This is a genomic window from Sphingobium chungangianum (assembly GCF_977014255.1).
Genome location: NZ_CDRNIV010000002.1, coordinates 339,600 through 351,651, shown reverse-complemented (window position 1 = coordinate 351,651; position 12,052 = coordinate 339,600). Strand labels below are relative to the sequence as shown.

Below are 12,052 nucleotides of genomic sequence, written 5' to 3'. Positions count from 1 at the left end.
ATCCCGACCACAGTTCACCTACCCATCCATCCGCGCGTCAGATAGTCCGACGCCGACAGCGTCATCATCATGATCAGCCAGATGCCTGCCGCCAGCATGGCCAGCCGGGCGATCGCGCCTTCCTTGCGCATCTCCATAAAGAACCAGAGGATGAGTGCCGCCTTGGCGAAGGCGATGACGTAACTGATCCAGGGCTTGGCGGCCCCAAGCGGCAGGTGCGCGGCGATCACGGTCGTGGAGAGCAGCAGCAGCAGCGCCGCCCAGACGAGCGCGAGCCGGATGAACGGCGTCCTCACGAAACCCCCGGCAGATACAGGGTGGGATAGAGAAAGACCCAGATGATATCGACAAGGTGCCAGTAGAGCGCGACATTGCCGATCAGCACGGCGTTTCGGTCCTTCCGCGCGGCGCGACGGACCGCCGCAAGCCCGAGCAGCGTGATCCCGCCGATGACATGTAGCGCGTGCAGGCCCGTGCTCACGAAATAGAAGTTCATGAACAGCTGCTGCGTCCGGCTTTCGAAATGTGCATTGGTAAGGCCCGGAACCAGCCCTTCGCGATATTCACCAAAATATTCGTAGCCCTTGATCCCCAGGAACAGCAGCGCGAGCAGGATCGCGACGGCCAATGCCAGCCCCGCCAGCCGCGCTCCGCCGCTTCGCGCCGCCTCGACCGCGACAGCGACCATCAGGCTGGAGGTCAGAAGAACCCCCGTGTTGGCGGTGCCGAGCCAGACCTTCAGATGCGCGGAAGAGGCGACATAGTCCGCCGGGTGGAGGAGCCGCAGCGCCATGGCGGCCGCAAACAACCCGCCAAACAGCATCGCTTCGCTCGCGAGAAAGATGATCATGCCTAGCCGGTCGGCCTCTCGCTGGCGCGCCATCTCGTGAAAGGGTTCGTGCAGGGCGCGCTGGTCAGGCATTGGCACGGCTCGCGGGATGTTCGAGCGGATAGTCGTATGGGCCACGCACAACCACCGGCTGCTCGGTGAAATTATGCTTGGGCGGGGGCGAGGATGTCGTCCATTCCAGTCCGGTCGCGCCCCAGGGATTGGCCGGCGCGCGCGGCCCGCGTCTCAATGACCAGAGCAGGTAGCAGGCGGGCATGGCGTAGCCGACGGCGAGCAGCGCCGCACCCGCCGAGGAGAAGACCTGGAGCAGCTGGAACTCCGGCGGATAGACATGGTAGCGGCGCGGCATTCCTTCATAGCCCAGCATGAATTGCGGGAAGAAGGTGAGGTTGAAGCCGACCAGGATGACGATCGCGGCGATGCGCGCCAGCGTCTCATTATACAGGCGCCCGGTGATCTTGGGCCACCAATAATGGAGCGCGCCGAAGAAGGCCGTCACCGTCCCGCCGACCATGATGTAGTGGAAATGGGCGACAACGAAATAGGTGTCGTGGACATGCACGTCGATCGCCAGCATCGCCAGCATGAGGCCTGTCAGCCCGCCCGCGACGAACAGGCCGATGAAGCCCATCGCAAAGAGCAGCGGCGCGTCGATCATGATGTCGCCCTTGTAGAGGGTCGCGGTCCAGTTATAGACCTTGATCGCGGACGGCACGGCGACAGCGATCGACAAGAAGGAAAAGACCGCGCTCGCGTAGAGGGACTGGCCCGACACGAACATGTGATGGCCCCACACCAGAAAGCCGATCACGGCGATGGCGATGGAGGCGATGGCTACGAACCAATAGCCGAAAATGCGCTTATGCGCCGCCGATGTGATTAGTTCGCTGATGACGCCCATCGCGGGCAGCACCATGATGTAGACGGCGGGGTGGCTGTAGAACCAGAAGAGATGCTGGAACAGCAGCGGATCGCCGCCCAGCGCCGGATCGAACACGCCGATGCCGAACAGCCGCTCTGCCGCGACCAGCAGCAGCGTGATCGCGGCTGGCTGGGAGTCATAGGTCCCGATCCTTGCACGCGGATTGCGATCATAGGAGATTGCGAAATAAGCTTTGAAATTGTCGCTCAGGTCCCGCTGGATCTGTCCGCGCACGCCAAAGAATTTCTGCGCATTCGTGTCTGGACCGGCCGCGTTCTTCCACCAGCCATCCGAATAGTCGAGCATGCCCGAAATACGAAACTGCGTCTTGTCATCCAGCGGACCGCCGACAGCGGCCTCCAGGCGCTTCTGATCATAGTTGCCGATCGTGGCCGACACGAAACCTTCAAACTGCTCTGTCGGCTTCTTGGTGATGAAGTTGGCGAGGCCGCCAGTGGAATTTCGACCGAACAGCGTCCCCTGCGGGCCACGCAGAATTTCTACACGCTCCAGATCATAGACCGGGAAGTTGGTTTCATAAGGCGAGCTGACATAGATATCGTCGAAATAGATGGCGTTGGGCGATTCCTGATTGGTCGAAAAGTCGGTCGCCGCGACGCCCCGCATCGTCAGATTGCCGTTCAGCCCTGAACCGCCGCTCGATTCAAGCACGACGCCGGGAACTTTGGAAGCCAGTTCAGTGGCCGACTGGACCCCCATCGCCTGCATCTGGTCGGACGAGAAGGCAGAGATCGAAAGGCCGACCTTGTCCAGCCGCTGCTCACGGCGCTGCGCGGTCACCACAATGTCACCGCCCAAGCCATCGGGCTGGGGAGCACTCGCATTGGCGTCCTTTCCACCCTGTTGGGCCATAGCATAGGCAGGAACCATGCAGATACCGATTGCCAGCGCTGCTATCGAAGCCCGCATCGCGCGCGCACCGCATGTCTGGAAAAGATCTTGCCCTTTATTCAAGGATTGCAAAGCATAGAAGCTGTTGTGATAAGCCATTGGATAAACCCCCGGATCGTTGTTGGGCGAGGTCCCGGTCGCCTAATTTGAGACGGCCTAGAGGATCAGGCGGAAGAAACTATCATACAATACCCTGCGAAGGGTAGCTATGCTTGCCTGAACAGTGCTCGCTTGCCGTCGGGAAACGGATAGCTCTTTTATTACCGCGGCTTCCGCTCCAGTTGCTCTGGATTGCTTCCCGCTCCCGACTGCCGCAGCAGCGCTTTGCGGAGGCGGTGCAAGCAAAACCAGGTTCCAGCCAATATGAGCGGCGTCGCGACGGACACGATCGCCGAAGCGTGGAGAGCAGGCGCGAAGGGCTCGATTCCCTCAAGCATATGCCCCAGCAGCGACACGCCATAATAGCTGATGGCGACCACGGACAATCCCTCCACCAACTGCTGAAGTCTCAGGGTCATGCTGGTGTTTTGTTCGAGCGAGGCCAGAAGTCTTGCGTTCTGATTTTCGATCCGCGTTTCGATCCGGGTCCTCAGCAAACTGGAAAGATGGGCCGCCAGATTGGCGATCTGCCGTGACCTTTTGGTGAAACTCGCACATGTGCGCACCGCTGGAAGAAAGCGGCGTTGCGTGAAATCAGTGAGCGACTGGCATCCCCTTATCGGCCGGGGAGCCAGTTCGGCCAGCCGCTCATCAACCAGCTGAGCATATGCTGCGGTCGCACTCATTCTATAGTTTGTTGCGCCAGCGAGGGCGCCGATTTCCAATGAGAGCTGACACAGCTCGCTCAGTAGATCGTCGTCGCGGACTTCTGGATGACTCAGCAGTTGACCAAGGTCCCCCAGCTTCGCCTCTGCTTCATGCAGCAATCGCGATTGCGCCTGGGCCACCGGCAAACCCATAAGGGCCAGATTGCGGTAATTTCCTAGTTCCTGAAACCGCTGCACGGTACGCGTGAGGTCGCCGTCACTGGCGCCATTTGCGGCTACCAGAAGCCTGCCATAGCCTTCGGGGCCGATACGAAAATCGGACCAGATGCGAATACCGTCGCCCACATGGCAGGATATCAATTCATCGCCGACGAACGCCATATCCTCCAAGCGTGCCTGAGCATTCTCCTCGTCTTCGACGATCTTGATCCTGGTTGCGCGTATCGCGGCGCCCGGCAATTTTTCCATTTTCGAAACAGCGTGGTACGCCGATTCCGACTGGCCGGAGTCTATAAAAAAGAGTGACGGTGCTTGCTTCGCTGTGACGCTCCCAAGTGTAGGCTATCCCGCTATGCAGCGTTCCCGAAACATGGCTGGCGCCGGTTAGGCAAGCCGGATTCCCGCTGAACTGGGCGACAAAATCGCGTTCCCGCGCCCGATCGCCTTCATCCAGAATGTTGAGTATCTGCACGATCTCCATCGGCGCTGAAAGCCTCGGCCAGCGCCGCAAATGCATTTCTTCGACGACCCGCTTGCGGAGATCATGTTCTCTCATGCTCCTCGTCCCCTCATTTGCCCATCCTACCAACGCCTTTCTCGCAACGGCGCATCCGCAGATTTGTGCTGTTCATCCAATTAGATGGAAAGGTGCTGGGCTTGATCCGCATCCCAAATCAGTTCTGGGTACAGAAGCCCGCCATCGGTTCACCATGACGAATATATAGCTGGTGAGTGCTGGCCATGCTCCTACCCTCATCGGAGTAGTTGCCGGATTACAGTCGGAGACTTTACCTTCTGCCATTGCTGCCCTTGAGATATGCGGCGTGCGAGAAGTAGGGTTACGAGAGACGGATGCCACACGTCTAACTGACGGTGGCCCAAATCAGCCGCATTTCCCGTTCGCGCGGCCTTTAAATGGCCCATGCCCCCCTAGCCGGCCTGCACAGGTACTACCCCGAGCGGGGTATTGTTACACCAGTCCATCATCAGCACTATGCCATCTCTAGAATAGATTTTCTCTTGATGGGTGCGTCGTTCCAATGGCGGATAAACAGTTTGCCGGACGATCAAACGCTCCGATTAAAATTTACAGACCTGGTGCCGGGCGATGACTTGAGAGACCGGCGTACCTCTTCACATGCGCATGTGAATACCTCTGCGCACTCGCCATATCGCAGACATCTGGAGTGTTTTTCGTGACGTCATATCCGAGTTCCGCCGAAGTCGTAATCGTAGGTGGCGGCATCGCAGGATGCTCCATAGCTTACCATTTGACCAAGCTGGGCATTTCCGACGTTGTGCTATGCGAGCGCAAGCAACTGACCTGTGGCACAACCTGGCATGCCGCCGGACTGGTGACCCAGCTCCGCGCAAACCGGCGGATGACAGAGCTTGCCTATTATACGGGGCAGCTGTTCGGACAGCTGGAAGCCGAGACGGGCATGGCAACCGGTTATATGCAGCGGGGTTCGCTGCGCCTCGCCAAGACGCCCGAGCGGCTCGAAGAGCTTGCCCGCGGGGCATCAATGGGACGGAATTTCGGCTTGCCTGTCGAACCTGTCACTCCCGGCCAGATCAAGGAGCGCTGGTCGCCGGTAAACATCGACGGCATCGTCGGCGGTTTCTGGTTCCCCAATGACGGTCAGGTCAATCCCATCGACGTAACGATGGCTTATGCAAAGGGCGCGCGCATGGGCGGCGCCAAGATCCTTGAGCAATGCCTCGTCAAGAACATCATCGTCGAAGGCGGCAAGGCCGTCGGCGTCATGACCGAGCAAGGCGAAATCCGGGCGAAGAAGGTCGTCATCACCGGCGGCATGTGGTCGCGCGATCTGGCGGCGCAAATCGGCGTAAGCCTGCCCCTGCATGCCGCAGAGCATTTCTACATCGTCACCGAGGCTATCCCGGAACTTCCGCGCAACCTGCCTGTCATGTTCGTCACTGACGAGCACGCCTATTATAAGGAGGATGCAGGGAAGCTCCTGCTCGGCTGCTTTGAGCCGAACGCCAAGCCTTGGGGCATGAACGGCATCTCACCCGATTTCTGTTTCGATACGCTGCCCGAAGATTTCGACCATTTCGAACCGATCCTCGAACTCGCGGTGAACCGTGTGCCGCTGCTGGCCAATGCGGGTATCCAGCTGTTTTTCAACGGACCTGAGAGCTTCACCCCCGACGACCGCTACCTGCTGGGCGAAACGCCAGAGGTGCGCGGCCTGTTCACCGCTTGTGGCTTCAACTCGGTAGGCATCTTGTCTTCGGGCGGCGTCGGCAAGGTTCTTGCGGACTGGATAAACGACGGCATGCCCCCCGTGGAGTTGGTCGATGTCGATGTCCGTCGCACGGTCTCGTTCCAGACCAACAAGAAATATCTTCACGACCGGACGACAGAAACACTCGGCGCAATGTACAACATGCATTGGCCCAACCTGCAGATGGAGACCGCCCGCAACGTTCGACGCAGCCCCTTCCACGATCGCCTGATCGCCAAGGGCGCATGGATGACCGAAATGAATGGGTATGAACGACCCGGCTTCTTCGGCATCGCAGGAACAACACCGAAGGTGGAATATTCCTATCATAAGCCAAGCTGGTTCGAAGACACTGCTGCCGAATGCCGCAACACGGCCGAGAATGTTTCAGTCTTCGACCTAAGCTGCTACGTCAAATATCTGATGGAGGGCCGCGACGCCCTCAAGGTGCTCAACAAACTTTCCGCCAATGAAATCGACGTCCCGGTCGGCAAGCTGGTCTATACCCAGTGGCTCAATCCCAAGGGTGGCATCGAGGCCGACGTCACCATCACGCGCCTGTCAGAAACATCCTTCATGATCGTCACGATCGCTGCGTCCCAGCGCCGTGACATGGCTTGGCTAAAGCGGCATATCCCGGATGACGCGCATGCCCATGTGGTCGACATCACGTCTGGAATGCCGATGCTGGCCGTGATGGGACCCAAGTCACGCGAACTGCTGCAGAAGATTTCGCCCGCCGACTTCTCCAACGAAGCTTTTCCTTTCGGCACCAGCCAGGAAATCGACCTCGGCTACGCGAAGGTCCGCGCCAGCCGCGTCACCTTTGTGGGTGAACTGGGTTGGGAACTCTACATGCCGGCTGAGTTCGCCCAGCATGTGTATGATGTCCTTGTCGAAGCGGGAACGGAGTTCGGACTTCGCGACGCTGGCTTTTTCGCCCTCAACTCCCTCCGCATGGAAAAGGGCTATCGCCACTGGGCGCACGACATCGGCGAGGAGGATACGCCGCTGGAGGGCGGCCTGGGTTTCGCGGTCGCGCTGGACAAGCCGGGCGGCTTCATCGGCCGAGACGCACTTCTGCGTCAGAAGGAAGCAGGCAAGCTCACCAAACGCCTCATCCAGTTCAAGCTGAAGGATCCCGACGCGCCGTTCGTCTTCCACAACGAACCGCTGTGGATCGGTGACCGGATAGTCGGCGACATCTCTTCGGGAGCTTATGGCCATCGCATCGGGGCTTCGCTGGGGATGGGCTATGTCCATCACGAGGATGGCGTCGACAAGGCGTTTCTGGAAGCGAGTAGCTTCGAGGTCGAGATTGCATGGAAGCGGCATGAGGTGGAGGCGCAGTTAGGCCCCTGGTATGATCCAAAGGGCCTGCGCATCAAGGCGTGAGCCGCTCAAGCCAGCATTCTCGCAACAACAGCTGCACCCATTGAAGGCGCTTTAGCGTCGCCGGGAGGATATCATGCGCATTCTCGTTCCCGTGAAGCGAGTCATAGATTTCAATGTAAGGCCCAGGGTCAAGGCGGACGGAAGCGGCGTTGACCTTGCCAACGTCAAGATGGCCATGAACCCCTTCGACGAAATCGCCCTTGAGGAAGCGATCCGCCTCAAGGAATCGGGTCAGGCGGCCGAGGTCATCGCCGTTTCCATCGGCCCCGCCAAGGCGCAGGACACCCTACGTACGGCATTGGCCATGGGGGCGGATCGCGCCATCCTTGTCGAGACCGACGCGGAAGTCGAACCGCTCGCCGTCGCGAAAATTCTGAAAGAGATCGTGGCGGAGACCGACCCAGGTCTCGTCATCCTCGGAAAACAGGCGATCGACGACGATGCAAACCAGACCGGCCAGATGCTCGCGGGCCTGCTGGGCCGACCGCAGGGCGCCTTTGCGAGCCGGATCAGCGTCGATGGCGACGCAATCGAGGTGACGCGGGAGATCGACGGTGGCCAGGAAACGGTAAGGCTACCCCTTCCAGCGATCATCACTGCCGATCTCAGGCTGAACGATCCTCGCTACGCCTCACTTCCCAACATCATGAAGGCGAAAAAGCAGCCGGTCGCGATAAAGAGTCCGGCAGATTACGGGGTGGATTGCACCCCGCGCATCAAGACCCTGAAGCTGGCCGAGCCGCCTGCCCGCTCCGCCGGTATCAAAGTCACCGATACGGACGCTCTGGCCGTCAAAATCAAGGAAATGGGAGTTGCCTGAGATGAGAACTCTCCTTTTGGTCGAGCATGACAATGGCGCGGTTAAGGACGCCACCCTGCCCGCCGTCACGGCCGCTGCCAAACTCGGCCCCGTCGACCTGCTGGTGGCCGGATTTGCGTGCCGCGCCGTAGCAGAGGCGGCTGCACGTATCACGGGCGTCGATAAAGTCCTTCTGGCCGATCACGCCTGTTACGAGCACGCGTTGCCGGAGAATGTCGCGCCGCTGGTGGCGGCCCTCATGACCGACCACGACGCATTTCTCGCCCCAGCGACAAGCATGGGGAAGAGTGTGGCGCCACGCGTCGCCGCGCTGCTCGATGTCATGCAGATTTCGGAGATCCTCTCCGTGGAAGGAGAAAGAATCTTCACCCGCGCGATCTACGCCGGAAATGTCATCGCGACCGTCGAATCCACAGATTCCAAGCTGGTGATCACCGTGCGGGGTTCGGCCTTTCCCATGGCACCCACGACAGGCGGTTCCGCCGCCATCGAGGAGGTTTCCATCGGGGCGGACGCCGGTCTGTCCACTTTTGTGGGTGCGGAAATCGCAAAGCTGGAACGCCCTGAACTCACCTCCGCCAAGATAGTGGTTTCCGGCGGTCGCGCGCTCAAGGATGCGGAAACGTTCGAGCAGATCATCATGCCATTGGCCGACAAGCTCGGCGCGGGCGTAGGCGCCAGCCGCGCCGCCGTCGACGCGGGCTATGCGCCCAACGACTATCAGGTGGGGCAAACGGGCAAGATCGTTGCTCCCGAACTTTATATCGCGGTCGGCATATCGGGCGCGATACAGCATCTGGCTGGCATGAAGGACAGCAAGACCATCATCGCCATCAATCAGGATGTGGACGCGCCGATTTTTCAGGTCGCCGATATCGGGCTCGTCGCCGATCTTTTCACCGCCGTCCCTGTACTGACCGCAAAGCTGTGAAGCCCACGCCGCGCAACTGGGCATAGAATTTTGGAGAAGAATGTGACGACCGATATCCTCACCGTATCCTGTCCGTCAAAGCGCGGGATCGTGGCCGCCATTTCCAGCTACCTGGCAAGCCAGGGTTGCAGCATCTCGGATTCATCGCAATTCGATGATGTGGAAACCGGCACCTTCTTCATGCGGGTCAGCTTCATCTCCGAAGAGGGGAAGGCGCTTTCGGAGATCGCGGAGGGCTTCACGCCGATCGGCGCAGAATGGAATATGAATTTCGAGTTTCATGATTCCACAGTCAGGATGAAGGTCATCCTGATGGTGTCCCGCTTTGGACATTGCCTGAATGACATTCTGTATCGATGGAAGATCGGCATGCTGCCGATCGACATCGTGGGCGTCATCTCCAACCATTTCGATTACCAGCATCTTGTGCTCAGTCACGACCTGCCGTTTCACCATATCAAGGTGACCAAGGATAATAAGGCTGAAGCCGAAGCCGAACTGATGGCAATCGTCGAGCGCACGCAAGCCGATCTCATCGTCCTTGCCCGCTATATGCAGGTGCTTTCGGACGAACTGTGCCGCAGGATGCCGGGCCGGGTCATCAACATCCATCACAGTTTCCTGCCGGGATTCAAGGGGGCGAAGCCCTATCACCAGGCCCACAAGCGCGGCGTGAAACTCATCGGCGCCACCGCCCATTACGTTACCGCGGAACTGGATGAAGGCCCGATCATCGAGCAGGAAACGATAGCCGTTACACATGCCCAGAGCGCCGACGATTATGTATCCATTGGACGGGATGTGGAGAGCCGCACATTGGCCCGCGCGATCCACGCCCACATACATCATCGGGTATTCGTAAATGGCGACCGGACGATCGTTTTTCCCGCCAGTCCAGGCAGCTACGCCGCCGATCGCGTGGGCTGACATCGCCGTCGGCGTCCTGCCGTCCACAACACCCGACAAGGCTGACCATGGCGAAGATCATCGACGGCAAAATGATGGCCGAGGACATTCTGGAGACCGTTCGCCTCGACGTGGACGCCTTCCGGACGCGCTGTGGTATCGCGCCCACCTTGGCGGTCATTCTGGTGGGCGATGATCCGGCGAGCCATGTCTATGTCTCGCGCAAGTTGAAGGCCTCCAAGCGGGTCGGCATAGCGTCGATCGAGCGACGCCTGCCGAGCGAAACGACCCAGGACGCCCTTCTGGCAGAGATCGATGCGCTGAACATCGATCCCTCCGTGCATGGCATATTGGTCCAGCTACCGCTGCCGAAGCATATTGACGCAGCGACCGTGCTGGACCGCATTTGCCCGTCGAAGGACGTGGACGGCTTCCACCCCGTAAATGTTGGCCGACTGTCTACGGGCACTCAGGGACTGATCCCCTGCACGCCACTCGGTTGTCTTCTTCTGCTTGAAAGCGTGGTGCAAGACTTTTGCGGCCTCAAGGCAGTCGTCATCGGAAAGTCCAACATCGTCGGCAAGCCTGTCGCCCTGCTTTTGCTGGAAAGAGAATGCACCGTCACCGTCACGCACATCAACACGCGTAATCTGCCGTCCATCGTCTCAACCGCCGACATCGTGATCGTGGCCGCAGGCAGTCCCGGCCTGGTGCGCGGCGGCTGGGTCAAGCCCGGAGCGATCGTGATAGATATCGGCATCAACAAGATTATCGACAAGGATGGCCGGAGCATCATCGTGGGTGATGCGGTGACTTCCGAGCTGGATCACGCCGCGGCCGTCACCCCTGTGCCCGGCGGCGTCGGACCCATGACCATCGCATGTCTCCTGTCGAATACCGTCCGCGCAGCCAATATGATGACGGCTGGCTCCTCACCGGACGTTCAACGGACCATATCCGTCCCTCGCGTGGCTTAGTGGCCGCACGAGCAGTCAGGGCAAGTCAGTTGCTGCGGGGCACCTGCCCATGTTGAAGCAACGGATCGGCATCCAGGCCGACATTCACTTCCCCAACCACGTCGATGAACAGCGAAAACAGCTCCAGCGCGCTTCCCCTTGTGCTTTATCCAGCGCGCATCTTCCTTGTTGTTGCCCCCTAGTCACCTGGAACTGAAGTAAGCATCATTGTATGGTGCCTATGTCGATCAGGCGGCGGAGGCATGAGAGATGGTGGGTAGGCAAGCGGATTTGGTGGTTTTGAGCGCGGCGGACCGGTCCTTTCTCGAAGGTCAGGTCCGGCGTCGCAAAGCACCGCGTTCCCTATCCGACCGGTGCCGAATGGTTCTGCTCTGTGCGGAGGGGCTGCAGAGCAAGGAGGTGGCCGCACGCCTCAATGTCCACGAGCATACGGTGGGCAAATGGCGGCGTCGGTTCGTGCAGGATGGCATTGAAGGGCTGGCCGATGAGTGATCGGCAAGTGCTACAAACGGCACCGCGCAACCGAGTTCCTCGACTTCCTCAAGCGGATCGATGCCGAGATGCCCAAGGGACCAGACGTGCACCTTGTGATGGACAACTATGCCACTCACAAGACACCGAAGATCAAGGCCTAGCTGGCGCGACGTCCGCACTGGCATGTCCACTTCACACCAACATCGGCCTCTTGGATCAATCAGGTTGAGCGTTGGTTCGCCGAATTGACGCGCAAGCAGTTGCAGCGCGGTGTCCACCGGTCGACGGCAGAACTCGAAGCTGACATCATGCATTCATTGCGGCTCACAAGGAAAACCCCAAGCCCTACAAATGGGTGAAGTCAGCCGACGAAATCCTCGCCTCGGTCAAACGCTTCTGCCAAAAAATAATGAACCGAACTTCGGATTCAGGTGACTAGGGGGCCGATTCATTATGTCGCAACCATATGCGGATGGAAGCGAGTTGGACTGAGGCGAGGAAGTTGTTGTCGCGCTTGTCGTATCGGGTGGCACCGCTGGGCTTGATGTTGGCCCATACGCCGCGCGCGACCATCTCGGTCCTGAGCGCGGCCGTTACAAGTCCAGAAAGGATTCCATCTGCTCAAAA

At 59.5% G+C, this 12,052-nt stretch carries 10 protein-coding genes and 1 pseudogene; 6 read left to right on the top strand and 5 right to left on the bottom strand.

Annotation, left to right across the window (positions count from 1 at the left end; all coding sequences use genetic code 11):
• Positions 1 to 14: 14 nt before the first annotated feature.
• The 5 genes from ACWNC0_RS01735 to ACWNC0_RS01715 all read right to left on the bottom strand — a co-directional run bounded on the left by ACWNC0_RS01735 (position 15) and on the right by ACWNC0_RS01715 (position 4,226).
• A complete protein-coding gene (locus ACWNC0_RS01735) occupies positions 15 to 296 on the bottom strand; it encodes a cytochrome C oxidase subunit IV family protein (RefSeq protein WP_449469179.1) in 282 nt (93 codons plus the stop codon).
• On the bottom strand, positions 293 to 922 hold the full coding sequence (locus ACWNC0_RS01730) for a cytochrome c oxidase subunit 3 (protein WP_449469178.1): 630 nt from the start codon (positions 920 to 922) through the stop codon (positions 293 to 295). The genes ACWNC0_RS01735 and ACWNC0_RS01730 overlap by 4 nt, the downstream gene beginning before the upstream one ends.
• Positions 915 to 2,702, bottom strand: coding sequence for a cbb3-type cytochrome c oxidase subunit I (locus tag ACWNC0_RS01725; protein ID WP_449469176.1), 1,788 nt, complete (start codon positions 2,700 to 2,702; stop codon positions 915 to 917). Before ACWNC0_RS01725 ends, ACWNC0_RS01730 begins: the two co-directional genes overlap by 8 nt.
• A gap of 242 nt (positions 2,703 to 2,944) precedes the next feature.
• Positions 2,945 to 3,919, bottom strand: coding sequence for a DUF3422 domain-containing protein (locus tag ACWNC0_RS01720; RefSeq protein ID WP_449469175.1), 975 nt, complete (start codon positions 3,917 to 3,919; stop codon positions 2,945 to 2,947).
• Positions 3,813 to 4,226 (bottom strand): DUF3422 family protein, encoded by a 414-nt coding sequence (locus ACWNC0_RS01715; protein WP_449469173.1) that lies wholly within the window; start codon positions 4,224 to 4,226, stop codon positions 3,813 to 3,815. Before ACWNC0_RS01715 ends, ACWNC0_RS01720 begins: the two co-directional genes overlap by 107 nt.
• A 640-nt stretch (positions 4,227 to 4,866) precedes the next feature.
• Between ACWNC0_RS01715 and ACWNC0_RS01710 the strand changes: the two genes are divergently transcribed.
• From ACWNC0_RS01710 to ACWNC0_RS01685, 6 genes and pseudogenes are all read left to right on the top strand, one after another.
• On the top strand, positions 4,867 to 7,317 hold the full coding sequence (locus tag ACWNC0_RS01710; protein WP_449469171.1) for a GcvT family protein: 2,451 nt from the start codon (positions 4,867 to 4,869) through the stop codon (positions 7,315 to 7,317).
• Between the two features lie 73 nt (positions 7,318 to 7,390).
• Positions 7,391 to 8,137, top strand: coding sequence for an electron transfer flavoprotein subunit beta/FixA family protein (locus tag ACWNC0_RS01705; protein ID WP_449469170.1), 747 nt, complete (start codon positions 7,391 to 7,393; stop codon positions 8,135 to 8,137).
• 1 nt (position 8,138) lies between these two features.
• A complete protein-coding gene (locus ACWNC0_RS01700; RefSeq protein WP_449469168.1) occupies positions 8,139 to 9,068 on the top strand; it encodes an electron transfer flavoprotein subunit alpha/FixB family protein in 930 nt (309 codons plus the stop codon).
• A gap of 42 nt (positions 9,069 to 9,110) precedes the next feature.
• Positions 9,111 to 9,995, top strand: a complete 885-nt coding sequence (gene purU, locus ACWNC0_RS01695) for a formyltetrahydrofolate deformylase (protein ID WP_449469167.1) — start codon at positions 9,111 to 9,113, stop codon at positions 9,993 to 9,995.
• A 47-nt stretch (positions 9,996 to 10,042) separates the two neighbouring features.
• On the top strand, positions 10,043 to 10,951 hold the full coding sequence (locus ACWNC0_RS01690; RefSeq protein WP_449469165.1) for a bifunctional 5,10-methylenetetrahydrofolate dehydrogenase/5,10-methenyltetrahydrofolate cyclohydrolase: 909 nt from the start codon (positions 10,043 to 10,045) through the stop codon (positions 10,949 to 10,951).
• 249 nt (positions 10,952 to 11,200) lie between these two features.
• Positions 11,201 to 11,864: pseudogene (locus tag ACWNC0_RS01685) on the top strand (transposase).
• Positions 11,865 to 12,052 lie beyond the last annotated feature (188 nt).